We start from the raw sequence: 23,918 nt of genomic DNA, 5'->3' as shown, positions 1-23,918 counted from the left end.
TCGTAAATCCAGTGGCAGTCAGCAGCGTTCCAGAATGATGGCGATGCCCTGACCGCCACCGATGCAGGCCGCCGCACAGCCGTAACGCTGTTGGCGATGCTGCAGCAGGCGGCCAAGGGTGCCAGCGAGGCGAATACCGGTTGCGCCTAACGGATGCCCGAGTGACATGGCACCGCCCCAGATATTGACGTTTTCGGGGTCAAGCGAAAGCTCACCCATGGCATGCAGTGGCACAGCCGCAAAGGCCTCGTTGATTTCCCATACGCTGATATCGTCAGGCGTTAGCTGCGCCTGCTTCAGGGCGCGTTGGATAGCGGCGGCGGCTCCGGCCCCCATTTCTTCCGGCTTGACGCCGCAGTCGGCAATTGCCACAACCCGCGCCAAGGGGCTAATGCCGTGCTGGTGCAGGGCAGGTTCTGACATCAAAAGCGTGGCGGCGGCGCCAGAGGTCAGCGGTGAGCTGTTGCCTGCGGTGACCATGCCGCCTTGCATGAAGACCGGGTCCAGCCCCGCTAAACGCTCGGCGCTGGTATCGGCGCGAATGTTACCATCCACACTGATTGGCTCACCGGCTGCGTTGTTCAGGGTCAAACGTTCGCCAGCGAAGTGGCCGGCTGCATCGGCGCTCGCCGCCCGCTGGTGGGAACTGAGGGCAAGGGCGTCCATGGCAGCACGGGAAATACCCGCTGACGTGGCGAGTCGCTCAGCGGTCAGGCCCATATTGAGCACCACGTCCAGCGCGAGCCAGTCAGCCTGTTGCAGCGCGTCAGGGCTGGTCAACACACCTTCCTTGAACAAGGCTGGGCCCATGGGCACACGGGTCATGTTTTCCACGCCACCGGCCATACCCACTTCAACGGCACCGGCCTGAATCTCCCGCGCGGTGTTGCGCAGGGCAGCAAGGCCGGAGCCACACTGCTGATCAATCTGCCGGGTGGCGCACGCCTGGCCTTTGGGGCCCAGGCGTTCGGCCAGCCACAGCGGGTAGCGGCCACCAAAGCTCCATTGTTCTTTTACTGGTAGGGCGCAGCCAATACTCAGGTCTTCCACCGCTGCGCCATCAACATCGCTGCGCGCCAGTAAGCCATCCAGAACGCTGGCCAGCAGGGCATCGCTGCGGGTGTCGGCCCAGGCATCCACCTCGGGCTTGCGGGGGTGAGCGCGGCTGAAGGCACTGCGTGCATAGTCAGCCAGGTAGACGTTTCTCATTGGTTGCTCTCCTGCTGTTCAGCCATCTTTGCCCAGCGATGGATAAACAAGGCATAGGTGGTCAGTACATGGCGGATTGAGTCGATCTCCACACACTCATCTACACCGTGAATGCGCTGGGCAACGGGACCGTAGCAGGTACCGTTGATATTGCCGGATACGTGGAAGGCGCGCAGGTCGGTGGTGCAGGTGGAGATATAATGGCCGGGAGGCGCGCCGATCAGCGCTTCGTGACATTCCGAGAGTAGCCGGATGCCCGGGGTGTCGAGATCAACCACATGCCCTTCAGAGCGAAAACCGTGAAAGCTCACCTGGGGCGCCGGGGTGGCGTCATCAAGCTCGGCGTGGCGGGCCTGCAGGGTATCGCGAACCCGCTGCATGGCCTCTTCCGGCGACATGCCGGGGGGGAAACCAACGCGGCCTTCCAGAATGGCGTGGGCCGGCACGCTGGAGGCCCAGTTGCCCGCATCCACCCGGCCAATGCTCAGGTTGAAGGGGTGAGGGTGGTCGGCATAAAGTTCAGGCCGCGCAAGGCTGTTCATTTCCGCTTCCAGGGTCTTCAGCGCGGGCAGATAGTCCTGCAGGGCTTCAATGGCATTGCGCCCGGCGGAAGGGTCAAGCACGTGGGCGGGTACGCCATCCAGGCGCATCCGGAACCACAGCACACCTACCTGGCCTGCATAGATCTGAGCGCCGAACGGCTCTGGTATCAGCACGAAATCACCGCTGTAGCCTTGGTGCAGGCAAGCCAGAGCGCCGTTGCCGGTACACTCTTCCTCAATCACGGTTTGCAGGGTGAGCGGGAAGTTGATCTCGACGCCTGCCTGGCGCACTGCTTCAACCGCCATCACCATGGCGGCAATACCGGCTTTCATGTCGCCGGCGCCGCGGCCATACAGCCAGCCATCTTTTTGCCAGGGCTCCCAGGGCGGGCGGGTCCACATATCGGTAGGTTCGGCGGGCACTACATCGAGATGGCCGTTGAACACCAGGTGCGGCCCTGGCGCACCGGGGTTGAGGTCTGAAATCACATTGTAACGCCCAGTGCTGGGCCACTCGGCGGGCGCCCGATGAGGGTGCTCCTCAAAACCTGGGGCATCCAGCGGCACACGGGTGACCGGCAGGCCCAGGCGTTCAAGATGGCGCTCCATGGTATCCAGCGCGCCCTGTTCCTGGCCAATCACGCTGTAGCTTTTCACCAGGTCGCTGGTCAGTTCCAGAGTGTCGTCCATCAAGGCGTTGCAGCAGGCGATAATGCGCTGTTCGGTAGCATCAAGCATCAGAACCTCCCCAGGCGTGATTCATCAATCAGCAGAGTAGCGTCGGTGGCTTCGCGCAGCGCCGCAACGCTCAGCCCTTCAGCGATTTCCACTACTTCAAGCCCTTTTGGGGTCACGTCCATCACGGCTTTTTCGGTGATAATGCGCGACACACAGCGGCTGGCCGTCAGGGGTAGTTGGCAGCGGGTCAGAATCTTGGGGTTGCCATGCTTATCATTATGCGAACACAGCACCACCAGCCGGGCGACTTTCTGGGCCAGCTCCATGGCGCCGCCAATCCCTGGTGAGAACTTGCCGGGAATTTTCCAGTTGGCCAGGTTGCCTTCCTGATCAACCTCGAAGGCGCCCATAAAGGTAACGTCCACGCGGCTGCGGCGGATCATCGCAAAGGAGGTGGCGCTATCGAACACGCTGGCCCCCGGGCGAGTGGTGATATACGCGCCGCCGGAGTCAATCATGTCGATATCCGGGGTTTCGCCCTCGTGGCGCGGGCGGCAGCCGAGTACGCCATTTTCAGAGTGCACCAGGACATTCATGCCATCGGGTAGATAGTGGAACAGGCGAGTTGGCAGCCCAATGCCCAGGTTGACGATCTGGCCATCGATGACTTCACGGGCAGCACGGGTCAACATGCGTTGCTGGTCAGAGGGCATGGGGGCGAACTCCTTGCTGGCTGGACGCGCGGTCGACCTGCACGACTTGGCTAATAAAGGCACAGGGCGTATGAATGGTGTCGATAGGCAGGTCGCCGGGTTCGTCGATGCGGTAGGTTTGGGCAATTACCCGATCAGCCGCCATGGCCATCAGGGGGTTGAAGTTGCTGGCGGTGGCGCGATAGATGAGGTTACCGTAGCGGTCGGCCCGCTCGGCATGTACCAGGGCGAAATCTGCCTGAAGCGCCGGTTCGATGGCCCAGGTTGCGCCTTCGATAGTGATCTCATGGCGCCCTTCGGCAATTTCCGTTCCCATCCCGATATCGGTGAGAAAGCCGCCGTGGCCAACGCCTGCACAGCGGATTTTTTCCGCCAATAGCCCCTGGGGGTGAAAGGTGACTTCCATCTGGCCACTATTCATCGCTTCGATGGCCGTCCGGTTCAAGCCGAGATGCGAGGTGATCAGGCGCTTGACCCGGCCCGCTTCAATAAGCTTGCCAATCCCGATGCCGGGCTCGTTAGCATCATTTTTGATCAGCGTCAGGTTGCCTTGGCCGGATGCCAGCAGGGCATCAAGCAGCGCAAAGGGCGTGCCCGGCGAGCCAAAGCCACCGACCATGATGGTGGCGCCATCAGGAATCTGGGCAATGGCCGCGTCAATTTCACAGACCTTGTGGTTAAGCAGCGTCATGGTGTTCAGCTCTCCCTGGTGGGTTGTGCGTTCAGGTCAGGCGACGGCGTAAGCGCTTGGTCAAAACGCGCCATGGCACGTGCCAGACGTTCCAGCAGGGTGTCCACTTCCTCGGCTTGAATGGTCAGCGGCGGGCAGACCAGGAAATGGTCACCGGCCAGGCCATCCAGGCTGCGGCGCGGGTAGATCAGCAGGCCTTCCTGCTTGGCCAAGGCGGTGATCTGGGCGAAGCGGTTCTGCTCAGCGGGGAAGGGCTTGCGTGATGCGCCATCGGCGACCAGTTCGACGCCCCATAACAGGCCAGCGCCGCGTACATGGCCGACCCAGTCGTAACGCTCTGCGAGCTGGCGCAGCCCGGCTTCCAACTGCGTGCCGCGCGCCTGGGTGTTTTCCAGTAAATTTTCGCGCTTGATGGCATCGATGACAGCCAGGCCAGTGGCACAAGACAGCGGGTTGCCCGCATAGGTATGGCCATGTTGGAAGCCACCGCTGGCCATCACCGTTTCGACGATGTCAGTGCGGGCCAGCATGGCACCAATTGGGTAGTAGCCCGCGCCCAGGCCTTTGGCGGTGACCAGAATATCCGGCACCACATCGTAATGTTGGCAGGCAAACCAGGCGCCGGTACGGCCCACCCCGGTGAGCACTTCATCGGCAATCAGCAGGCAACCAAACTCATCGCACAGGGCGCGAATGCCTTGCAGGTAGCGCTTGCCCAACAGCCGCGCGCCGGTGCTGGCACCGCCAATCGGTTCGAGGATAAAGCCAATCAGTGACTCCGGCCCGGCGGCTTGCATGGCGGCGCGTGCTTCTGCCAGCAGGCGATCCACGTGGGTGTCGTCATCGCTATCCTGATGGCGGAAGAAATCCGGCCCTGGCACCTTGATGGAGGCATGGGTCATGCTGGTAAAAGGGGCTTCCAGCGGTTGATAGCCGGTCATGCCCAGCGCCCCCATGGTGCTGCCATGATAGGAGGGGCGCAGCGAGACAAAGCGCTGACGCTGGGGCTGGCCGAGTGCGAAGAAGTATTGGCGCGCTAGCTTGAGGGCAGACTCCACCGCCTCGGAGCCACTGGAAACAAAGAACACCTTGCCCAGCTCGCCGTTAAACAGCTCAACCAGCTGTTGGCCTAGGGCTTCGGCGGGCGCGCTTTCAAACTGGGTGCGGTAAGTGAAGGCAACCTTGTCCATTTGGGCGAGCATAGCGTCACGAATATCCTGACGGCCATGACCAAGGTTGCAGGAAATGGCCCCGGAACAGCCATCCAGATAATCCTTGCCCTGGGTGTCCCAGAGCATGACGCCATCAGCGTGGCTGACTTCCGGCAGGGCAGGGCCTGCCTGGTAGAACAGCGGAGAGTCGGTCATCACGTTTTCCGTTTTTATAGTCGGTTGAAAAATCTCCCTTGCAGTCTAGGTAGGCTTGTTACTATATTTCAATATATGATCGTTTTTCGAATATCAATGAGTAAAAGTCATGCCTGAAGTTACCATTAACTCGTTGAAAGCATTAGCAACGTTCAAAACACTATTTGAGGTGGGCAGCGCTTCAGGAACGGCACGCCTTCTTGGCATGACGCAGTCTGGCGTCAGTCGCTCGCTAGCACAGCTGGAAGAGAACCTGGGAATACAGCTTTTTTTACGTGAAAAAAACCGCTTATTAGCAACGCCTGAAGCACGAGAGCTGTACGATGAAATTCTCAGGCTGATGGGCAATATTGAAGAGCTTCGTCATAGCGTGCTGGCGCTAAAGGAGTTTGGTACATCACGCTTGAGAATCGCCGCGATTCCTGGACTATGTTTTGGGTTTGTACCTCAGGTAGTGGCAGCGTTGCTGGCTGAAAACAGTCGGATAAGTATTAGTCTGGATATGATGTCGAGCCATGATGTACAAACGGCGGTGGAATCAAGCCATGCAGATATTGGCTTTATCACGCTACCGGCGACTTCCCCCCAGCTCTTGACCGAAGCGCTGCTGACCACAGAAGCTGTGGCACTGGTGCCTGAAAAGCTTGCGCTAGCTAAGCAGAACGTCGTTGAAGTCAGCGACTTGCGTGGTCAACATTTAGTAATCAGCAATCAGCCAAGTGTGAGCACAAACCCGCTGTTGGAACTGGTAGCTGAACACGGCGTTAAGATTGCCGGTAAAACGGAAGCTAACATCGGTACGATTAGCGCGTTGGTAGCCAACGAGGTCGGGGTCACGGTGATTAACCCAATTACCGCAAAAGATCAGCTGTCTTATTATGATCGCGTCAAGGTGCTGCCTTTTATACCTGCGTTGACGTTTGGTTTTGGAATTGTTTATCGCCCTGAGTGGCATGCGTCCAAAGTGCTGGCGTCGCTTAAGCGAAAATCGAAAGAGACGCTAATGAACTACTAACGTTTAAAAATCATTTTAATCGTTTAACAGGTATAATGTTTGACTGAGAGTTCAATGCGTTGAGTCTGCCAGCAAGAAGATGACAGTGACTTCAAAATCGGGCAATCTAACGCTTTTGCTTTTTAGTAAATGCTAATGGGCATAGCTCATTAAACTTTAATCACCGTTCAGCATGGAGTGCAGAGTGGCAGTTTATGGCGGTATTCAGGCGCACGAATTGGAGCGTTGGTTGAATGCACTAACCAATGCGGCCTACGATCGACGCTGTCCACTTTCCAAAGTGCACGGCGGTAATGCTCGTGCCCGCACTGCCCGCCAAGATTTACTGCATCTCGCCCATGGTTTTCGTAGCGGTGAACGCATTCGTGACGACGTGGCCGATGGCCTAAGCCGCTGGTGTCAGCACTATCTGACAGAAGCGGAATGGTATGTATTGGTAGGCGGTCGCCAGCCTGCCGAAGTCCACGCAGGCGCGTCAACCCCTACTGTCGAGGCACCAGCCATTGACGAGCCGGTAGACAATGACGATGTATTACACGTGCTCTATCAGCATCGGGTGGGTTAACCTGCTCTAGAAAGCACTGTTATAATGGATAGATGAACAGTGCCCCTGTCGCACCAGCGACCGCCTCCCTAGATGACCCTTTCTATTACCTGACGAATTTCCGTTATGTAGTGTCATGGGTAAACGCCCGCCACCATGATCTGTTAAGTGCCACCGAGCGCGATGCTATCGGTCATTTTGAGACGCTACCTCAAGCCTCTCAGGCGCTATTGGTGCGCATGGTGATGCGCAAAGGTGAGCTGTTTCGGCTGGATAAGCTCTCTTATGCGGAAATCGGTGACACCGAGCAGGCGCTAGTACCGCTGGTTGCGCTGGGCTGGGTAGACCGCGCACCGCAGTTAACCAGCCGTGAGCTATTTCGCCTGCTGCGGCTGAGCGAATTGCGCCAAGCATTGGCAGATGAAATTGCTAACGCAGGTCTAGCGCGCAACAGCACGAAAGCTGCGCTTCAAGCAGCAGTTGAAGAAAAACCACTGCAAGCGCCAGCGCCTCTTCAACAGTGGTGGCCAGCAGCCACAACGCAGGTTGTGCGGCTAACGGTGATGGCGTTTTGCGACCGCTTACGGCTGATGTTTTTTGGCAACTTGCGCCAGGACTGGGCAGAGTTCGTGTTAACGGAGCTGGGCCTGCAGCGCTTTGAGCAGGTACCGCTTACTGCGGAATCCCGCGCGTTTCAAAGCCGTGAAGAAGTCACTACTTATTTAACGCTTCACCGCCTGCGCGAACGCTTGGATGACGGCGAGTTGCCCCAGACGCTTTCCACGCAGGTGCTACCAGCCTCCAGCAACCGCTGGCTAGCCTCGCGACGGGCACGGCTGCTGCTGACTATGGGTCGCGAAGCCGAACGCGGCGGCGACAGCGAACTCGCCTTAACGCTTTATGCCGATTCCAATAACAGCGATGCGCGTATTCGCAGGCTGCGCGTGTTAGAGCGGTTAGGCCGTTATTCAGACGCTTATAAGCTTACAATTAGCGCGCTTGACGCACAGCCACATGAAGGCGAGATCCAAGCCCTTATGCGCTTGTTACCGCGCTTGGCTCGCAAGTTAGGCCAAAAAGTTGAGCGTTCTGATAGGGCTGAGCAACAGGCTGCCCAGGCGCTTACCTATGTGCTTCATCTGCCCGGCCCTCAGCCAGTAGAGCGCGCTGTTGCTGAAGCGTTAGCAACGCCTACTGCACCGGTATATTACGTTGAAAATAGTTTGTTAACGGGTCTATTTGGCTTGCTGTTTTGGCCGGTTATTTTTAAACCGCTCCCTGGGGCGTTTTTTCACCCGTTTCACAGTGGGCCAGCGGATTTATATCGCGAGGATTTTGTCCCTCAGCGTCAAGCTGATATTAACGCCTGCCTGGCCCAGTTGGATGACGGTCGGTATAAGGAGACGATCCTTCGCACGTGGCACGCTAAACAAGGCATCGCATCGCCATTCGTTCACTGGGGAATCGTTAGTGAAGAACTTTTAGCGCTCGCGCTTAAATGTTTGCCGCCTGCCCACTTGCGTGCCTGTTTTATGCGGCTATTAGATGACCTTAAGCATAACCGTGCGGGACTGCCTGACCTGATTCAGTTGATGCCGGATGCGCCTCCCAGAGAGCCGCGCTACAAAATGATAGAAGTGAAAGGGCCGGGAGACCGCCTGCAAGATAACCAACGCCGTTGGATTGATTTCTTTTGCCGCCACAGCATGCCCGTTGAGGTATGCCATGTGCGTTGGCAGCCAGCACCCGAGCCAGAAGAAATTAAACAAGAAAAATCTAAAAAAATAGAATCTAAACAAAGAGAGTCTAAACAAGAAGACGCCGAATGAGCCGTTATCGGGTAGCGGTGCGTACGCTGTGCGATTTCACCGCGCGGGAGGGCGACCTTGATCATCGATTCACGCCAGCACCCAGCGCCCAAGAAGGCATCGAAGGGCATAGGCTAGTGGCTAGCCGCCGGGGCGAAGATTACCTGTCTGAACTGCCGCTTTCTGGTGAGTATCAGGGGCTTCGCGTGGCGGGCCGCGCTGACGGCTTTGATCCCAACGCGAACCGTTTGGAAGAGGTCAAAACCTATCGTGGCAATTTAGACCGTATGGCCGCCAACCAGCGCGCGTTGCACTGGGCACAGGTGAAGGTATACGGCGCGCTGCTGTGCGCTGAGCAACGCCTTGAACGGGTCACGCTGGCGTTAGTTTATCTGGAGATTACCAGCGGTCAGGAAACGCTGCTTACCCAAGAGGCTAGCTCAACTGAGTTGCAGGCGTTTTTTACCGATCAATGCCAGCGCTTTTTGGTTTGGGCGGAGCAGGAGTATACCCATCGCCTGCGCCGCGATGAGTGGCTGGCGACGCTGACGTTTCCCTATCCTGATTTTCGCCCTGGGCAGCGTCCGCTAGCGGAAGATGTCTATAAAGCAGCCAGTACTGGTCGGTGCCTATTGGCTCAAGCGCCAACCGGTATTGGCAAAACTCTTGGCACGCTATTTCCGATGCTCTCAGCAATGCCTCGTCAGCAGTTGGATAGGGTGGCCTTTCTAACCATGAAAACCCCAGGCCGCCGCTTAGCGTTGGATGCGCTGGCGCGTCTCTCTGCCCCCAGTTCATCACCGCCTACTTCATTACCCTCTACTTCAACACCCCCTATTGCATCTTCCCTCTCATCGTCTGCACTCGCATCGCCACTGCGCGTGTTGGAGCTGGTAGCGAGACAAAAAGCCTGCGAATACCCTGGCGCTGCTTGCCAAGGCGATGCTTGTCCGTTAGCGGCGGGTTTTTATGACCGCTTGCCTGCCGCTCGCCAAGCCGCGGTGGCACGTTGCTGGCTAGATCGTGACGGACTGCGTGAGGTGGCGCTTGCCCACAGTGTGTGCCCATATTATCTAGGCCAAGAGCTAGCTCGTTGGGCCGACGTAGTAGTTGGCGATGTGAATCACTGGTTTGATAGCCATGCGCTGCTGCATGGCTTGGCCCAAGCTAACGACTGGCGAGTTGGTTTGTTAGTAGATGAAGCACACAACATGGTTGAAAGAGCACGGGGGATGTACAGTGCCGAGCTTTCCCAGCAACGCTTGAGCCGCTTGCGTCGACGTTCACCTCCTGCACTGGCTAAACCGTTAGCAAGGGTCGGCAGGCAGTGGCAGGCGCTCACGAAGGAAGTGACCAGCTATGCAGCCGCGTCACAGCGCTACCATCTCCTTGATACGTTGCCCAGCAAGCTGGTGGGCTCGCTTCAAACATTGGCTGGCGCGATCACTGATTATTTGGTTGAGCACCCTGACGCCGCAAGTGTTGAGCTTCAAGAGCTACTGTTTGAAGCGTTAGGCTTCTGCCGGTTGGCGGAGCGGTTCGATGATCACTCACTGTGCGACCTTGCTATTTATGGCCGTGGCGATGCGGTGCTTGGGCTGCGCAATGTTATTCCGGCGGATTTTCTCGCGGCGCGCTTTAAGGCTGCCCACAGCGCTGTGCTGTTTTCAGCCACGCTTAGCCCGTTTCATTACTACCGCGATTTACTAGGGTTGCCACAAAGCAGCGTGTGGCGTGAAGTAGCCTCACCTTTTTCCGCCTGCCAGTTGGAAGTGCGTATTCGAGCCGATATTTCCACTCGCTATCATCACCGAGAGGTCTCTGTAACGCCTATTGTCGAAGCTTTGTCCGATCAATACCAGCGTCAACCCGGCCACTACCTGGCGTTTTTTAGTAGCTTTGCTTACCTAGAAAAGGTGATGGCGCAGTTTCAGCTCGCGCATCCCACCGTGTCGGTATTCGCTCAAACCCGTGGAATGCAGGAAGCCGAGCGTGATGCCTTTCTGGCGCGTTTTACTCCTGAAGGTAAGGGAATCGGCTTTGCTGTGCTAGGTGGGGCTTTTGCTGAAGGCATTGATCTTCCAGGCGAGCGCTTGATTGGGGCGTTTATTGCCACCTTAGGCCTACCGCCGTTTAACGACTTCAACGAAGCGCTGAAAGCGCGTCTGAATGCCCGCTTTGGCCAGGGTGATGATTACACCTACCGCATACCCGGTATGATCAAAGTGGTGCAAGCCGCCGGAAGGGTGATTCGCGGCCCTGAGGATGAAGGGACTGTGATATTAATGGACGACCGCTTCGCCCAGGCCAGGGTGCGCGCATTGCTGCCGCGCTGGTGGGGGCGTGTCAAGGTATTGGGTGAAAACTCCTGACAACAAAAAAGCGCCCGGAAGCGCTTTTTTGCTGGGTTGTTTTGAAAGATGCCCCCAATTATGCCCCCTTTTCTAGGGTGTTAGCTTACTAGCCCATGCTTTGAACCCAGGCACAGCACTGAGGAAAACGTTTCTCTATGCTTGGATGCTCTTTATCCCGCTATTGGCTCATGGCTATGGTGCGTCAGGTCGTGAAAGTGAATACCTGTCGCTTTAATAACGGCGGTCATCGTTCGTAACGTTGGGTTGCCTTTTGGGGATAGTGCCCGGTACAAGCTTTCGCGTGACACCTTGGCACGTTCTGCAATAGCAGCCACACCACCTTGTGCTTCAACTACATGGCGTAGCGCCATGAGAAAGGCAGACTCGCCGCCTTCTTCGTCCAGTTCATCGAAGGCGTTGCGCAAATAGTCCAGCGCCATATGGGGGCATCGCGCAGCATCTCGACAACAGCAGCATCGTGGCTTTTCATGTCTGTGCTCTCCTTCGGTGGTCATTTAAAAACGCTTTGGCTTGATCTATATCGGCTTGCTGGCGTTTCTTGGTACCACCGACTAATAACATCACCATACGGCGGCCTACCTTAGCGTAATAGACGCGGTAGCCCGGCCCGTAATCAATTCGCAGCTCCATTACGCCGTCACCCACTGTCTTGGCGTCGCCTGCATTACCTGTGGCTAGCCTGTTAAGGCGTGTCAGCACCCGCATGGCAGCCATTCGGTCTTTAGCCTTCACGCCGTTCAACCAAGCCTGGAATCCTATTTATGCAGACCCGATGGAAGCGGTAGACGCTGCCCAAGCGGCTGACCCTTAACAGGAACAGTTAGACGCGCTGCTGTGCTCGCTGGCTGATGTGTTTGGTAGCGACTCGTCCAAAGCTAAGGAGGTGAAGAAGATCCACGACAACTACCACGACCCCCAGCTAAAAGACTTCGCCTTGCCGGTTGCTGAGCAAGCATTGGCGGAAACTATAAGCGAGTTCAAGACAGTAAGTCAGCTAACTCCCCGTGCCGTGGGTAACGTGCTCAAGTTCCGGGCTGACCGCGTGGCCAACGGTAAGCGCTTGCGCCGCCGTAATGGTCGGGGAGGCATTGCCGCGTGGGTAATTGAAAACGTCTAACATCTACTGCCTAAAATGGTTGCTTTGGTTGGTATTTTGGAGGGGGAAACAAAAAAAGCACCCGTAGGTGCTTGATTTGTAGGGGTGTCTGGTGGAGGCGGCGGGAATTGAACCCGCGTCCGCCAGCACTCGCCTATTGGCTCTACATGCTTAGATTTCGTCATTTGCTTTAACGCGACTGACTCCGACGATCAGGATTCAGCCACGCGAGCCTTCTAAAGTTTAACGATTGATGAGAAGACACCATCAACCGCGGTCCTATCAGCTTTAGCTCATATCCCATCGGTGATGAATAGGCACATCACCTTTGGGCCAGACAAGAAGCTAACAGTGTTTAAGCTGCTAGCGCGCCTTGAGCGTAGTTTTCGTCATTTGCGACTATTTTTCGTGATGTGGGATTTACGAGATACATCACGCTCTCGGCATGCACCGCAAGGGTTGTCACCGGCGTCGAAACCATGTCGCCCCCTAATTACAGGTGAGCATTCTAACGTGCTCACAGCTAATTGACCAGTTATGCCTTGTTATGTTCCCGCATTATTCGACCTTTTTGACGGCTCCAGTCGCGATCTTTTTCGGTGGCGCGCTTGTCATGCAGCTGTTTGCCGGTCACCAACGCCAGCTCACATTTCACTTTATTGCGTTTCCAATAGAGCTTGAGCGGCACGCAGGTGTGTCCTTTGTCTTGAGTCACCGAGAAAATTTTGGCGATTTCCTTGCGGTGCAAAAGCAACTTACGTGTGCGTGTCGGGTCAGCAATCTCATGGGTGCTTGCTGTGTTTAGCGGCATGATATGGCTGCCTAGTAAAAAAGCCTCGCCGTTGCGTACCAAAATATAAGTGTCGGTAAGCTGTGCTTTACCAGCACGAAGGCTTTTAACTTCCCAGCCTGCGAGTACCAAACCTGCTTCTAAGGTTTCGTTGATATGGTACTCAAACCGAGCCTTCTTGTTTTGGGCAATAACGCTGCTGCTAGGGCCCTTACTGTTACCTTTCTTAGTGGCCATGGAACCTCATCGTTGATCTGTCAGTAGCACCCCCTTCGTTATGCGGGGAGGCGTGATACCATTTAAGGTCTACAAAAATGTTTCCCATGATACGCTTTGGGCACTGTGAAGTCAGCGGAGAGGTCAATGCCAACCGTTAATCGTACCGCCTTGGTGCGGCACACCCCCCAACAAATGTTCGATCTGGTTAATGACTTCGAACGCTATCCCGAGTTCCTGCCGGGGTGCCGCCGTGCGCGCCTGCTAGAGCATGACGAGACGCACCTAATCGGTGAAATGACCCTTGGTCGTGCGGGTGTGGAACAAACTATCACGACTCGAAATGATTTATATGCCCCTGAACGGATTGAGCTGTCATTAGTAAAAGGGCCGTTCAAGCAGCTTAAAGGGCGTTGGCTGTTTATCCCGATGGGAGAGGATGCCTGTAAAGTCAGCTTGGAAATGGAATTTGTGTTTGCCAACCGTTTGCTTAGCATGGCGTTTGGCAAGTTATTCCAACAAATAGCGGGGCAGCTTGTAGATGCCTTCACTAAGCGGGCTGACGAGCGCTATGGCCGTTGATACGTTCGCGGTAGAGGTAGCCTTTGCCTTGCCGCACAAACAGCGCCTGGTGGCCTTACAGGTGCGTCGAGGAACGACTGCGCGCCAAGCGGTAGTAATGGCAGACCTACCAAGCTTGTTCCCCGATATTCCCAGCGACACCTTTGAACAAGCACCGCTAGGAATTTTTGGCAAGGCGCTGCGTCAGCCTGAAAAACAGACGCTGCGTCCAGGCGACCGGGTTGAAGTATATCGCTCGTTAGAAATAGACCCCAAAGCTGCCCGCCTGGAGCGGGCAAAGCGTCAAGCCGGAGGCAAGTGATTTAGTCTGAAGACATCACCGGCTGAGGCTCTGGGGCACTTTCTGGCGTCGGTGCTCGCTGGCTAGGCGTGTTGATGCCTGAGATTGGGTCAGCTGTTTCTGTTGCGGGGCCTACACTGGTATCCGTGCTGATCGGTAGATCACCCGAGAAATCACCCTGTTGTTCAACGTTTACTAAACGCCCCATATCATCGAACGTGAGAGTCACACGTCTCTGCTCGACGCCTGCGTACGCTTTATCAAGGCGGTAAACGTAATCCCATTCGCGGGTATCAAACGGCGCTTCCAGCAGCGGACGCCCCATCACATAAGTGACTTGTTCTTGCGTCATCCCTGGTTGTAACTGGCCGACCATCTCTTGGGTCACCAAGTTGCCTTGGGGGATGTCACGCTTGTATACGCCAACGTAACTGCAGCCACTAACAACGGTTAGGGCAACGGAAAGAGTAATGATACGAGTCAATTTTTGCATTTGAGCCTGTTCTTCACTATCGTGGTTTCGGTCGATCATACCCGACCTAACCTGTTACTGCGAAGAGCAACCATGGCCGATCAGAACCATGAACTGCGCAAAGCCGGGCTGAAAGTGACCCTGCCGCGCGTCAAGATCCTGCAGATTCTCGAAAATGCTTCGGGTCAACACCACCTTAGCGCAGAAGAAGTGTATAAAACACTGATTGATGCGGGCGAGGATGTTGGCTTGGCTACCGTGTACCGCGTGCTGACTCAGTTTGAATCAGCGGGCTTGGTGATCCGTCATAATTTTGATGGTGGCCATGCGGTGTTCGAGATGACTCAAGAAGACCACCACGACCATATGGTGTGTTTAGAGAGCGGTGAAATCATTGAGTTTGTCGATGAAATCATCGAGCGTCGTCAGCAAGAGATTGCTGAAGAGCACGGCTACGAACTTGTGGACCATGCACTGGTGCTTTATGTACGCCCCCGTGGGTCGGACGTAACGCGACAGGACAGTGGCCCTACAAATAGGAAATAGTCGTGTTAAATAAAGCGCCCTCAGGGTGCGAGTGATATTTCATTCGCGCCCTGGGGGCGTTTTTATGCTTGGTCGCTTTATTTTTACGCCTAGCGTTTAAAACCTAGCGTTTAAAAAAAGCTTAATGCGGTGGTCGCTGGCTAGCGTGTAGCATTTCTCTAGCGTGAGCGAGTGTTTGGTCCGAGAGAGTTACGCCACCCAACATGCGGGCGAGTTCACTAACCCGTCCACGCTCGTCCAGTAGGGCCATCTGGGTCAGCGTACTATCCCGCTTGGCGCGTTTTTCGATATGTAGGTGTTGATGCGCCTGTGCGGCTACCTGAGGCAGGTGTGTGACTGTCATTACTTGACCGTTTTCGCCGAGCTTGCGTAGCAGTTGCCCCACAATTTCGGCCGTTGCTCCTGAGATACCCACGTCTACTTCATCGAATACTAGACTGGGAATGGTGGAGTGCGAGGCGGCAACAACTTGTATGGCAAGGCTGATACGCGATAGCTCACCGCCCGAAGCAACTTTAGTGAGCGGTCTAGCAGGCTGGCCGGGGTTAGCGCTGATCAGGAACTGAACGTGATCGAGGCCTTCTGGCGTTGGTGTTTCACGCGGAGTGACTGCTACCTCAAAACGTGCTTTACCCATGGCCAGGAAAGCCAGCTGCTGCTGCACTTCTTTGCTTAAGCACGCAGCGGCTTTTTGACGCACTTCGCTCATCTGCTTAGCATCTTTACGGTAGCGCTCGCGGCACTCGGCGACGTGGTTACTTAGTGATTCTAAGTCGTCGTCACTGGCTTCCAACTGAGCAACTTCTTGGCTGAGCCTGGTGTGCAGTGCGCAAATCTCTTCTGGGGCCACGTGGTGCTTGCGCGCAATGCGATGAACGTCGCCCAGTCGCTCTTCTACCCAAGCTAAGCGCTCTGGGTCTAGCTCGGTAGTGCTGGCAAGACGATTAAGTTCGCTGGAAGCTTCTTCTACTTGAATGCGCGCATCGCTAAGCATCGCCAAGGTGTTGGCCAGCGTGCCTTTATCACTGCCGGGTAGCGCGCTTAAATGGGCATAAGCTTGGTTTAACAGCGACAGAGCACCGCCTTCGTCGCTCGCGCAGCAGTCGGCGGCAAACTGGGTTTCACGTAGTGTCTCTTCCGCATGGGCAAGGGTATGCTGTTCTTCTTCGAGTGTTTGTAGCTCACCTTCTGCCAATCCAAGTTGATCGAGCTCTTCTACTTGGTAGCGTAACAACTGGCGTTTTGCTTCAACTTCGCTGCCTTCTTCGCTGAGTTTTTTTAATCGACGACGGGCGCTGCGCCATTCGCGGAACGTTTCAGCCAGCAGCTGGCTTTGCTCACGCAGCCCTGCATAATCATCTAGCAGAGCAAGGTGGGTTTCTTCACGCATAAGTGCCTGATGGGCATGCTGCCCGTGGATTTGGATCAGCTGCTCGCCCAGCGATTTTAGATCAGCGATGGTGGCGGGGTGGCCATTGATCCACGCTTTGGAGCGACCACTGGCCGTCACTACGCGGCGCAATAAGCACTCGTCAGCAGGCAGCTCACGAGCAGTCAACCACTCGGTGGCAGCGGGCAGGTGCTGAATATCAAAACGAGCGGAAAGGTCGGTGCGTTCACGTCCGTGGCGCACGCTGCCGGCGTCGGCACGCTCACCTAAACATAGGCCAAGGGCGCCGAGTAAAATTGATTTGCCTGCCCCGGTTTCCCCGGTGATCGCCGTCATGCCGCGGGTTAGGTCGAGTTCAAGGCGGTCGACAATAGCGTAATCTTGGATTGCTAGCTGCGTAAGCATAAGGCCTCCTGAGGCGTGCGGCACAGAAGCTGGATACTTATCCAATAATTGTTGTTTTATACAGTAGTCTATAACTCACTTCAATGCCCCTCTTGAGATGGCTTTTATGGCCCCCATATAGCGTTCATACGTGGTTAATACTCGTTACTTAACCGAGGTGGCCGTTAATGCCACCGCTGCATATTTTTCAGGAGCTAGGCATGGCAAAAGAACCGCAAACCCCATTAGAAGATGAGCTGGCCCGCCAAGAGCAAGAGGCAGAAGTCACCGAGCAAGCGGCTGAAGAGCGCCTGATTGAAGGTGAGCTGGAAGGGTTAATCGATGAAGACGCGGCGCTAGAGGGCGACGTAGGAAACCCAGAAGCCGATATGCTAGCCGCTCAGGTGGAAGAGCTTGAGCAGAGCTTGGCGGAAGCTAAAGACCAAGCGCTACGTGCCGCTGCTGAAGCTCAAAACGTGCGTCGCCGGGCTGAGCAAGAAGCTGAAAAAGCGCGCAAATTTGCTTTAGAAAAATTTGTTAAAGAGCTATTGCCCGTTGTTGATAGTCTGGAAAAAGCCCTAGAAAGCATGGAAGACGGAGCCTCTGACGTTCATCGTGAGGGCGTTTCCATGACCCTTAAAATGCAGTTAGGCGTATTGAATAAATTTGGCGTGGAAAGCGTTGAGCCTCAGGGTGAGCCCTTTGACCCGCAGGTTCACGAAGCGATGGCGATGGTGCCGAATCCCGAGCTTGAACCCAATACCGTCATGGAAGTGATGCAGAAGGGTTATTTGCTTAACGGTCGCCTAGTTCGCCCAGCGATGGTGGTAGTCAGCCAAAAAGCCAATTAATCATTGGTTGACACAAAGCAAAAAAAAGCCCCTTGAAATGCTGCAAGCGGCCCCCAAATAAAGGGCAACCCGCGGGAAAACCCGCAGACGCTTTAAGTTTCAAAAAGCAGATTTTTTGACATCAGCTTTCAAACATCAGTTTTGTAACAACCGAATTCGAGGTTTTTGCTATGGGACGCATTATTGGTATCGATCTGGGCACCACCAACTCTTGTGTGGCAGTGCTCGATGGTGACAGCGCTAAAGTAATTGAAAATGCCGAAGGTGGCCGCACTACGCCTTCCATTATTGCCTACACCGACGATGGTGAGACGCTGGTAGGCCAGGCAGCAAAACGTCAGGCCGTCACCAATCCTGAAAACACTCTTTACGCGATTAAGCGCCTGATTGGCCGTCGCTTTAAAGATGATGTCGTACAAAAAGACATCAAAATGGTGCCTTACAAAATCACCGAAGCTGATAACGGTGATGCTTGGGTTGAAGTAAAAGGTAAAAAAATGGCACCGCCGCAGGTAAGCGCGGAAGTGCTGAAGAAAATGAAGAAAACCGCCGAAGACTATCTCGGTGAAGCAGTAACTGAAGCGGTTATTACCGTACCTGCGTACTTTAACGACAGCCAGCGTCAGGCAACTAAAGATGCGGGCCGTATTGCCGGTCTTGATGTTAAGCGCATCATTAACGAGCCGACTGCTGCCGCATTAGCCTACGGTATGGACAAATCCCGTGGTGATAAAACCATCGCGGTATACGACCTGGGTGGCGGTACTTTCGATATTTCTATTATCGAAGTGGCAGACGTTGACGGCGAAACCCAGTTTGAAGTGTTGGCCACCAACGGCGACACCTTCCTGGGCGGTGAAGATTTCGACTTGGCGCTGATCAACTATTTAGTTGACCAGTTCAAAGCGGATAGCGGTATGGACCTGTCTGGCGACAACTTGGCTATGCAGCGTCTGAAAGAAGCGGCCGAGAAAGCCAAAATTGAGCTTTCTAGTGCACAGCAGACAGATGTTAATCTGCCGTATATCACCGCTGACAATACTGGTCCGAAACACCTTAACGTGAAGGTGACACGTGCCAAGTTGGAGTCATTGGTTGAAGATCTGGTACAGCGCTCGCTCGACCCGTGCAAAATGGCGCTGAAAGATGCTGGTTTGTCTGCATCTGAAATCGACGAAGTGATTCTGGTCGGTGGCCAGACGCGCATGCCGATGGTGCAGAAGAAAGCCGCTGATTTCTTCGGCAAAGAAGCGCGTAAAGACGTTAACCCTGATGAAGCGGTTGCTGTTGGTGCGGCGATTCAGGGCGGTGTACTTGGCGGCGACGTAAAAGACGTACTGCTGCTAGATGTGACGCCGCTAACCCTAGGTATTGAAACCCTAGGCGGCGTAATGACACCGTTGATCGACAAAAACACCACCATCCCCACGAAGAAGACACAAACCTTCTCTACGGCGGATGATAACCAAACGGCAGTAACGATTCACGTCGTGCAGGGTGAGCGTAAGCAAGTTGCGCAGAATAAGTCGCTGGGTCGTTTTGACCTTGCAGACATTCCGCCAGCACCGCGTGGTGTGCCGCAGATTGAAGTGGCTTTTGATCTGGATGCCAACGGCATTCTGAACGTATCAGCCAAAGACAAGGCGACTAATAAAGAGCAGTCGATTGTCATTAAAGCGTCCAGCGGTCTCACGGATGAAGAGATCGAGCAAATGGTACGCGATGCGGAAGCACACGCGGACGAAGATAAGAAGTTCGAAGCGCTAGTGCAGCTGCGTAACCAAGCAGATGGCATGATTCACGCCACTCGCAAAACCGTGCAAGAAGCGGGCGATAAAGCGACTGATGACGAGAAACAAGCCATCGAGAGCGCAATTAGCGAGCTGGAAGAAGCAGTGAAGACTGACGATCAGGACAACATCCAGCAGAAACTGGATGCACTGACCGAAGTGTCTGGTAAGTTAGCGCAGAAAATGTACGCCGAGCAGGCTGAAGCTGCTCAACAGGCGGACGGCGAAAGTGCTGAAAATACTAGCACTAAGCCAGAGGATGACGTGGTTGACGCTGAGTATGAAGAAGTCAACGACGACAAGAAGAAGCAGTAAATCACCTCTATCTGCTAAGGAATGCGGTGACGCGGGAGACAACTCCCGCGTTGCTGTTTCCGCAGCAGACGCCTAATTAAGTGCGTAGCTAACCAGGAGGCGTAGGACCCATGTCCAAACGCGATTATTACGAAGTCCTGGGTGTCGAAAAAGGGGCCGATCAGAAAGAGATCAAAAAGGCCTACCGCCGCTTGGCGCAAAAATTCCACCCTGATCGAAACCCGGACGATAACACGTCAGCGGAAAAATTCCGCGAAGTGTCAGAAGCATACGAAGTCTTAAGCGATGGCGAAAAGCGCGCGGCATATGACCAGTTTGGTCACGCCGGTGTAGACGGCCAAGGCGGTGGCTTTGGCGGTGGCGGGTTCGGTGGTGGTGGCGCTGGCGATTTCAGCGACATCTTTGGCGATGTGTTTGGCGATATCTTTGGTGGCGGTGGTGGCCGTCGTCGTGGCCCTAACGCCCCCGCTCGTGGTAGCGACCTTCGCTACAACCTAGAGCTTGATCTGGAAAACGCAGTTTCTGGCACAACTGTTGATATCCGTGTGCCACGTCATATTGAGTGTGATCGCTGCGATGGTGAAGGTGCCGAGCCAGGTTCTAGCAAAGAAACTTGCCCCACGTGCCATGGCCATGGCCAAGTGCGTATGCAGCAAGGCTTTTTTGCGGTTCAGCAAACCTGCCCGACCTGTCACGGTAGTGGCCAGCACATTAAAGTGCCATGCCACAAATGTAACGGCGAAGGCCGTGTACGGGAAACGCGCACGCTATCGGTGAAGATTCCGCCGGGTGTCGATACCGGTGATCGCATTCGCCTGAACGGCGAAGGTGAGAGTGGCATTAACGGTGGCCCGCCTGGTGATCTGTACGTTCAGGTCGCTATTAAGCCGCACCACATCTTCCAGCGCGATGGCAAACACTTACAGTGTGACGTGCCGATCAACTTTGTTGATGCTGCATTAGGTGGTGAGCTTGAAGTACCTACGCTAGATGGCCGTGTGAAGCTGAAGATTCCGCCGGAAACCCAAACCGGTAAACTCTTCAGGTTACGTGGTAAAGGCGTGAAGCCGGTACGCGGCGGCGCAGCGGGTGACTTGCTGTGCAAGGTGGTATTGGAAACGCCGGTTAATCTCAACGACGAGCAGAAAGATTTGCTTCGTCAGCTGCAAGAGAGCTTTGATGGTAGCAATAGTCACAGCCATTCGCCGAAGAAGACCGGCTTCTTCGACAGCGTGAAGAAGTTTTTTGAAGATATGAAGCCGTAACGGCAATTCACTTCACGGCAGCTCAACGCCCCATCACCTTCGTGTGCTGGGGCGTTTTTATTGCCGGTTGGTTGGGGAAGGGTAGCGCAAATAATTCTTTTTCTGTGCTTTGCGGTTTCTATTGAGAGGATTACGCTAGTGAGAACTTATTCGTAAACTTTATGGAGAGCATACGATGCCGTTATCCCGTGCCGAAATCATCACCTCTTCTGGCGAGCGCTTGATTAACCGTTTGTGCAAACATTGGGCGCATAAGCTTGAGGTTGAGCATGGAGAACAGGAAGCCAAAATCACCTTTGCCAATGGTACTTGCTTAATGCATGCCGAGCCGGATCGCCTGATTGTTTCTCTTGAGACGCTGGAAGAGAACCACTTAGACCAGTTAGAGGGCGTGGTGGAGAGTCATCTTGTTCGTATGGCCAATGATGAACCGCTGGAAATCGTTTGGGAGAACTAATTCGTTCAAAGTAGCGGTGCGTTCCCTTAAGCGCCGCATCATTAAGAGGGGTCTGTTATAATCTTGACCCCTTTTAACCCGTGGCTTTCTTATATCAAGCTGGGTGCTGAACGACGCACGCGCAGGAGTTTCCATGACCCGAATTGCCATTGTAGGCGTAGCAGGCCGTATGGGCCGTACCTTAGTAAATGCGGTAGAACAGCAGGCGGATACCTCGCTAGCAGGTGGCATCGTTGAGCCAGGTAGTTCCTTGGCAGGTGCGGACATCGGTGAGCTGGCGGGCGTTGGCAAACGCGGCGTAGTGGCGGTAGATTCTCTCGCCGCAATCGTAGATGACTTCGACGTGCTGATCGATTTCACTGCGCCGCAGGTCACCTTGGCAAATTTGGCGTTCTGCGCTGAACACGGCAAGCGCATTGTGATTGGCACTACCGGGATGAGCGATGACGAGCTAGCCGAGCTGGATAGCTACCGTGATAAAGTTGCCATGGTATTTGCACCCAACATGAGCGTAGGCGTTAATCTAACCCTTAAGCTGCTCGAAACAGCGGCTAAAGCTCTTGGTGATGAAGGCTACGATATTGAAGTGATCGAAGCTCACCACCGTCATAAAGTGGATGCGCCTTCCGGCACCGCGATTAAGATGGGTGAAGTGGTCGCAGAGAGCATTGGCCGCACGCTAAAAGAGCATGGTGTTTTTGAACGGGTAGGGCAGTGTGGCCCGCGCACCGACAAAGAGATTGGCTTTGCCACTGTACGTGCTGGCGACATCGTTGGTGAGCATACGGTGATGTTTGCGACAGAAGGTGAGCGTATCGAGATTACCCATAAAGCCTCTAGTCGTATGACCTTTGCCAAAGGCGCGGTACGTGCCGCCCGTTGGGTCGCCGACAAAGCGCATGGCCGTTACGATATGCAGGATGTATTGGAGCTAAGCTAAGGTATTGTCAGAGCGACCCCAGGTGCTAGCGTGACAATAAAGGGCTAGCCTAAAGTCGGTAAATCCTGTAACATTCCAAAAATTTTGGCCCAGTGGCTGCAAAAAGCAGCAACAAATCTGCATTGAACACACGCCAATAGGCGTTGAAGATGTACATGTAGAGAAAGCACCGCGCTTGTTGCACTGGCCTTCGGTTAGAAAAAATAGTCAGCTAAATGCTGCGCCATGGCTAAACGCCACGGAAGAGAACAACAAGCGGGATGAAACCGATTTTTTACTATCGGCTTCGTCCCGCTTTTTTACGACCCGACGTTTGCACGCAAACGCCGACAAACCGGATCGCCGAGCCTGCGCCCACAGGCTCCCACCAGCATGGGAGAACTTGTCTTGAATAACCCCGCATTGAGCAAACCCGCGATATTGGCCCTGGAAGATGGCAGTGTGTTTCATGGCATAGCCATTGGCGCGGAGGGCGTCACAAGCGGTGAGGTGGTGTTCAATACAGCCATGACCGGCTACCAGGAAATCCTCACTGACCCCTCTTATACCCGCCAAATCGTCACGTTGACCTATCCCCATATCGGCAATACCGGCATTAATTCTGAAGATGTGGAATCGGCATCGATTGCCGCAGCGGGCCTGGTGATTCGTGATTTACCTCTGCTAGCCAGCAGCTTCCGTTCAGAGCAAAGCCTTTCCGATTATCTGAAAAGCCAAAATGTGCTGGGCATTGCGGATATCGATACCCGCCGCTTAACGCGTATTCTGCGCGATAAAGGCGCGCAAAACGGCGCGATTCTGGCGGGTGCAGAAGCAGAGGGCGATGATGCGGTAGAGCGGGCGCTAGCGGCAGCGAAGGCATTTCCTGGGTTGAAGGGCATGGATCTGGCCAAAGAAGTCTCGTGCAAAGAGGCTTACGAATGGACACAAGGCGAGTGGACCCTGGGCGAGGGTTACGCAGATACGACGCAAGGCGAGCGCCCTTATCACGTGGTGGCGTTTGATTACGGCGTGAAATTTAACATTCTACGCATGCTGGCCGCGCGTGGCTGCCGGTTGACGGTTGTGCCAGCACAAACGCCTGCTGCTGACGTATTGGCAATGAATCCGGATGGTGTCTTTCTGGCTAACGGCCCGGGTGACCCCGAGCCTTGTGACTACGCTATCAAAGCGATTCAGGAAGTATTGGAAACCAACACGCCGGTATTTGGTATCTGCCTTGGTCACCAGTTGCTGGCGCTGGCCTCGGGTGCCAAAACCGTGAAGATGGGCCACGGCCACCACGGCGCCAACCATCCGGTGCAAGACCTAGACACCGGCACGGTTATGATTACCAGCCAAAACCACGGCTTTGCCGCCGATGAAGCGACTCTGCCAGCCAACGTGCGCGCTACGCACCGTTCGCTGTTTGATGGCACGCTGCAAGGGATTGAGCGCACTGACCGCCCGGCGTTTAGCTTCCAGGGTCACCCGGAAGCCAGCCCCGGCCCGCGCGATGTGGCGCCGCTATTTGATCGCTTTATTGCCATGATGCAGGCGCGCCGCTAACGCTGCCTTTGATAGCAGCCATGTAACGCCGTTTTTTTGTCGCTCATCGTCACC

The 23,918-nt window shown here is 55.1% G+C and carries 24 protein-coding genes and 1 other RNA gene; 14 read left to right on the top strand and 11 right to left on the bottom strand.

Features of this window, described 5'->3' with window-relative positions:
- Positions 1 to 18 precede the first annotated feature (18 nt).
- Genes CR46_RS0114765 through CR46_RS0114745 form a run of 5 tightly spaced genes read right to left on the bottom strand, consistent with a single transcriptional unit; the run spans position 19 to position 5,200 of the window.
- A complete protein-coding gene (locus CR46_RS0114765) occupies positions 19 to 1,209 on the bottom strand; it encodes an acetyl-CoA C-acyltransferase (RefSeq protein WP_030074147.1) in 1,191 nt (396 codons plus the stop codon).
- A complete protein-coding gene (locus tag CR46_RS0114760) occupies positions 1,206 to 2,489 on the bottom strand; it encodes an ArgE/DapE family deacylase (protein WP_030074146.1) in 1,284 nt (427 codons plus the stop codon). The genes CR46_RS0114765 and CR46_RS0114760 overlap by 4 nt, the downstream gene beginning before the upstream one ends.
- On the bottom strand, positions 2,489 to 3,142 hold the full coding sequence (locus CR46_RS0114755; RefSeq protein ID WP_030074145.1) for a 3-oxoacid CoA-transferase subunit B: 654 nt from the start codon (positions 3,140 to 3,142) through the stop codon (positions 2,489 to 2,491). The genes CR46_RS0114760 and CR46_RS0114755 overlap by 1 nt, the downstream gene beginning before the upstream one ends.
- Positions 3,132 to 3,833: a CoA transferase subunit A gene (locus CR46_RS0114750; RefSeq protein ID WP_030074144.1), complete on the bottom strand. Its 702-nt coding sequence runs from the start codon at positions 3,831 to 3,833 to the stop codon at positions 3,132 to 3,134. The genes CR46_RS0114755 and CR46_RS0114750 overlap by 11 nt, the downstream gene beginning before the upstream one ends.
- A gap of 5 nt (positions 3,834 to 3,838) precedes the next feature.
- Positions 3,839 to 5,200, bottom strand: a complete 1,362-nt coding sequence (locus tag CR46_RS0114745) for an aminotransferase family protein (protein WP_030074143.1) — start codon at positions 5,198 to 5,200, stop codon at positions 3,839 to 3,841.
- Between the two features lie 109 nt (positions 5,201 to 5,309).
- Here CR46_RS0114745 and CR46_RS0114740 point away from each other — a divergent pair, with 109 nt between their 5' ends.
- From CR46_RS0114740 to CR46_RS0114725, 4 genes are all read left to right on the top strand, one after another.
- Positions 5,310 to 6,215, top strand: a complete 906-nt coding sequence (locus CR46_RS0114740) for a LysR family transcriptional regulator (protein WP_030074142.1) — start codon at positions 5,310 to 5,312, stop codon at positions 6,213 to 6,215.
- Between the two features lie 184 nt (positions 6,216 to 6,399).
- Positions 6,400 to 6,780, top strand: coding sequence for a hypothetical protein (locus CR46_RS0114735; protein WP_030074141.1), 381 nt, complete (start codon positions 6,400 to 6,402; stop codon positions 6,778 to 6,780).
- Between the two features lie 32 nt (positions 6,781 to 6,812).
- Positions 6,813 to 8,588, top strand: coding sequence for a VRR-NUC domain-containing protein (locus CR46_RS0114730; RefSeq protein WP_030074140.1), 1,776 nt, complete (start codon positions 6,813 to 6,815; stop codon positions 8,586 to 8,588).
- Positions 8,585 to 10,939 carry an ATP-dependent DNA helicase gene (locus CR46_RS0114725; RefSeq protein WP_030074139.1) on the top strand — a complete coding sequence of 785 codons (2,355 nt, stop codon included), beginning with the start codon at positions 8,585 to 8,587 and terminating at the stop codon, positions 10,937 to 10,939. Before CR46_RS0114730 ends, CR46_RS0114725 begins: the two co-directional genes overlap by 4 nt.
- A 152-nt stretch (positions 10,940 to 11,091) precedes the next feature.
- On the opposite strand, the gene CR46_RS17860 is transcribed toward CR46_RS0114725, so the two are convergent.
- Together CR46_RS17860 and CR46_RS0114715 are read right to left on the bottom strand one after the other, a co-directional pair.
- Positions 11,092 to 11,361 carry a helix-turn-helix domain-containing transcriptional regulator gene (locus CR46_RS17860; RefSeq protein ID WP_232222402.1) on the bottom strand — a complete coding sequence of 90 codons (270 nt, stop codon included), beginning with the start codon at positions 11,359 to 11,361 and terminating at the stop codon, positions 11,092 to 11,094.
- Between the two features lie 46 nt (positions 11,362 to 11,407).
- The gene (locus CR46_RS0114715) at positions 11,408 to 11,656 is read right to left on the bottom strand and encodes a type II toxin-antitoxin system RelE/ParE family toxin (RefSeq protein ID WP_084180504.1); all 249 of its coding nucleotides are present in this window, start codon (positions 11,654 to 11,656) and stop codon (positions 11,408 to 11,410) included.
- A gap of 169 nt (positions 11,657 to 11,825) precedes the next feature.
- Here CR46_RS0114715 and CR46_RS0114710 point away from each other — a divergent pair, with 169 nt between their 5' ends.
- The gene (locus CR46_RS0114710; RefSeq protein ID WP_156963080.1) at positions 11,826 to 12,059 is read left to right on the top strand and encodes a hypothetical protein; all 234 of its coding nucleotides are present in this window, start codon (positions 11,826 to 11,828) and stop codon (positions 12,057 to 12,059) included.
- An 89-nt stretch (positions 12,060 to 12,148) separates the two neighbouring features.
- Here the strand turns inward: CR46_RS0114710 and ssrA are convergent.
- Positions 12,149 to 12,528: a transfer-messenger RNA gene (ssrA, locus tag CR46_RS18255) on the bottom strand.
- A gap of 45 nt (positions 12,529 to 12,573) precedes the next feature.
- The gene (gene smpB / locus CR46_RS0114705; protein WP_009723766.1) at positions 12,574 to 13,065 is read right to left on the bottom strand and encodes an SsrA-binding protein SmpB; all 492 of its coding nucleotides are present in this window, start codon (positions 13,063 to 13,065) and stop codon (positions 12,574 to 12,576) included.
- Between the two features lie 126 nt (positions 13,066 to 13,191).
- Between smpB and CR46_RS0114700 the strand changes: the two genes are divergently transcribed.
- Positions 13,192 to 13,626 (top strand): type II toxin-antitoxin system RatA family toxin, encoded by a 435-nt coding sequence (locus tag CR46_RS0114700; protein WP_030074136.1) that lies wholly within the window; start codon positions 13,192 to 13,194, stop codon positions 13,624 to 13,626.
- Positions 13,616 to 13,927: an RnfH family protein gene (locus CR46_RS0114695; protein ID WP_030074135.1), complete on the top strand. Its 312-nt coding sequence runs from the start codon at positions 13,616 to 13,618 to the stop codon at positions 13,925 to 13,927. The genes CR46_RS0114700 and CR46_RS0114695 overlap by 11 nt, the downstream gene beginning before the upstream one ends.
- 1 nt (position 13,928) lies before the next feature.
- Here CR46_RS0114695 and CR46_RS0114690 read toward each other — a convergent pair whose 3' ends face one another.
- Positions 13,929 to 14,399, bottom strand: a complete 471-nt coding sequence (locus CR46_RS0114690; RefSeq protein WP_035536878.1) for an outer membrane protein assembly factor BamE — start codon at positions 14,397 to 14,399, stop codon at positions 13,929 to 13,931.
- A gap of 72 nt (positions 14,400 to 14,471) precedes the next feature.
- On the opposite strand from CR46_RS0114690, the gene fur reads away from it, so the two are divergent.
- Positions 14,472 to 14,924: a ferric iron uptake transcriptional regulator gene (gene fur, locus CR46_RS0114685; protein ID WP_030074133.1), complete on the top strand. Its 453-nt coding sequence runs from the start codon at positions 14,472 to 14,474 to the stop codon at positions 14,922 to 14,924.
- Positions 14,925 to 15,045: 121 nt separating this feature from the next.
- On the opposite strand, the gene recN is transcribed toward fur, so the two are convergent.
- Positions 15,046 to 16,719 carry a DNA repair protein RecN gene (gene recN / locus CR46_RS0114680; protein WP_030074132.1) on the bottom strand — a complete coding sequence of 558 codons (1,674 nt, stop codon included), beginning with the start codon at positions 16,717 to 16,719 and terminating at the stop codon, positions 15,046 to 15,048.
- A gap of 200 nt (positions 16,720 to 16,919) precedes the next feature.
- On the opposite strand from recN, the gene grpE reads away from it, so the two are divergent.
- From grpE to carA, 6 genes are all read left to right on the top strand, one after another.
- A complete protein-coding gene (grpE, locus tag CR46_RS0114675) occupies positions 16,920 to 17,549 on the top strand; it encodes a nucleotide exchange factor GrpE (RefSeq protein ID WP_030074131.1) in 630 nt (209 codons plus the stop codon).
- Between the two features lie 170 nt (positions 17,550 to 17,719).
- The gene (gene dnaK, locus CR46_RS0114670) at positions 17,720 to 19,654 is read left to right on the top strand and encodes a molecular chaperone DnaK (protein ID WP_030074130.1); all 1,935 of its coding nucleotides are present in this window, start codon (positions 17,720 to 17,722) and stop codon (positions 19,652 to 19,654) included.
- A gap of 110 nt (positions 19,655 to 19,764) precedes the next feature.
- Positions 19,765 to 20,919 (top strand): molecular chaperone DnaJ, encoded by a 1,155-nt coding sequence (dnaJ, locus tag CR46_RS0114665; RefSeq protein ID WP_030074129.1) that lies wholly within the window; start codon positions 19,765 to 19,767, stop codon positions 20,917 to 20,919.
- A gap of 175 nt (positions 20,920 to 21,094) precedes the next feature.
- On the top strand, positions 21,095 to 21,376 hold the full coding sequence (locus CR46_RS0114660) for a DUF2218 domain-containing protein (protein WP_030074128.1): 282 nt from the start codon (positions 21,095 to 21,097) through the stop codon (positions 21,374 to 21,376).
- Between the two features lie 133 nt (positions 21,377 to 21,509).
- Positions 21,510 to 22,316 carry a 4-hydroxy-tetrahydrodipicolinate reductase gene (dapB, locus tag CR46_RS0114655; protein WP_030074127.1) on the top strand — a complete coding sequence of 269 codons (807 nt, stop codon included), beginning with the start codon at positions 21,510 to 21,512 and terminating at the stop codon, positions 22,314 to 22,316.
- A gap of 402 nt (positions 22,317 to 22,718) precedes the next feature.
- The gene (gene carA, locus CR46_RS0114650) at positions 22,719 to 23,864 is read left to right on the top strand and encodes a glutamine-hydrolyzing carbamoyl-phosphate synthase small subunit (RefSeq protein WP_030074126.1); all 1,146 of its coding nucleotides are present in this window, start codon (positions 22,719 to 22,721) and stop codon (positions 23,862 to 23,864) included.
- Positions 23,865 to 23,918 lie beyond the last annotated feature (54 nt).

The sequence above is a fragment of the Vreelandella neptunia genome (genome assembly GCF_000712975.1).
GTDB lineage: Bacteria > Pseudomonadota > Gammaproteobacteria > Pseudomonadales > Halomonadaceae > Vreelandella > Vreelandella qaidamensis.
Note: the sequence above shows the minus strand (reverse complement) of the source record. Positions and strands in the feature narration are given on the sequence as shown.

Excerpts from the sequence above, each read along its gene's own strand:
- CR46_RS0114755 (WP_030074145.1), bottom strand. The coding sequence starts at position 3,142 with ATGCCCTCTGACCAGCAACGCATGTTGACCCGTGCTGCCCGTGAAGTC.
- recN (WP_030074132.1), bottom strand. The coding sequence starts at position 16,719 with ATGCTTACGCAGCTAGCAATCCAAGATTACGCTATTGTCGACCGCCTT.
- CR46_RS0114700 (WP_030074136.1), top strand. The coding sequence starts at position 13,192 with ATGCCAACCGTTAATCGTACCGCCTTGGTGCGGCACACCCCCCAACAA.
- CR46_RS17860 (WP_232222402.1), bottom strand. The coding sequence starts at position 11,361 with ATGGCGCTGGACTATTTGCGCAACGCCTTCGATGAACTGGACGAAGAA.
- dnaJ (WP_030074129.1), top strand. The coding sequence starts at position 19,765 with ATGTCCAAACGCGATTATTACGAAGTCCTGGGTGTCGAAAAAGGGGCC.
- CR46_RS0114745 (WP_030074143.1), bottom strand. The coding sequence starts at position 5,200 with ATGACCGACTCTCCGCTGTTCTACCAGGCAGGCCCTGCCCTGCCGGAA.
- CR46_RS0114760 (WP_030074146.1), bottom strand. The coding sequence starts at position 2,489 with ATGCTTGATGCTACCGAACAGCGCATTATCGCCTGCTGCAACGCCTTG.
- dapB (WP_030074127.1), top strand. The coding sequence starts at position 21,510 with ATGACCCGAATTGCCATTGTAGGCGTAGCAGGCCGTATGGGCCGTACC.
- CR46_RS0114690 (WP_035536878.1), bottom strand. The coding sequence starts at position 14,399 with ATGCAAAAATTGACTCGTATCATTACTCTTTCCGTTGCCCTAACCGTT.
- CR46_RS0114750 (WP_030074144.1), bottom strand. The coding sequence starts at position 3,833 with ATGACGCTGCTTAACCACAAGGTCTGTGAAATTGACGCGGCCATTGCC.
- grpE (WP_030074131.1), top strand. The coding sequence starts at position 16,920 with ATGGCAAAAGAACCGCAAACCCCATTAGAAGATGAGCTGGCCCGCCAA.
- CR46_RS0114695 (WP_030074135.1), top strand. The coding sequence starts at position 13,616 with ATGGCCGTTGATACGTTCGCGGTAGAGGTAGCCTTTGCCTTGCCGCAC.
- CR46_RS0114740 (WP_030074142.1), top strand. The coding sequence starts at position 5,310 with ATGCCTGAAGTTACCATTAACTCGTTGAAAGCATTAGCAACGTTCAAA.
- CR46_RS0114725 (WP_030074139.1), top strand. The coding sequence starts at position 8,585 with ATGAGCCGTTATCGGGTAGCGGTGCGTACGCTGTGCGATTTCACCGCG.
- dnaK (WP_030074130.1), top strand. The coding sequence starts at position 17,720 with ATGGGACGCATTATTGGTATCGATCTGGGCACCACCAACTCTTGTGTG.
- CR46_RS0114660 (WP_030074128.1), top strand. The coding sequence starts at position 21,095 with ATGCCGTTATCCCGTGCCGAAATCATCACCTCTTCTGGCGAGCGCTTG.
- smpB (WP_009723766.1), bottom strand. The coding sequence starts at position 13,065 with ATGGCCACTAAGAAAGGTAACAGTAAGGGCCCTAGCAGCAGCGTTATT.
- CR46_RS0114765 (WP_030074147.1), bottom strand. The coding sequence starts at position 1,209 with ATGAGAAACGTCTACCTGGCTGACTATGCACGCAGTGCCTTCAGCCGC.
- CR46_RS0114715 (WP_084180504.1), bottom strand. The coding sequence starts at position 11,656 with ATGGCTGCCATGCGGGTGCTGACACGCCTTAACAGGCTAGCCACAGGT.
- CR46_RS0114730 (WP_030074140.1), top strand. The coding sequence starts at position 6,813 with ATGAACAGTGCCCCTGTCGCACCAGCGACCGCCTCCCTAGATGACCCT.
- fur (WP_030074133.1), top strand. The coding sequence starts at position 14,472 with ATGGCCGATCAGAACCATGAACTGCGCAAAGCCGGGCTGAAAGTGACC.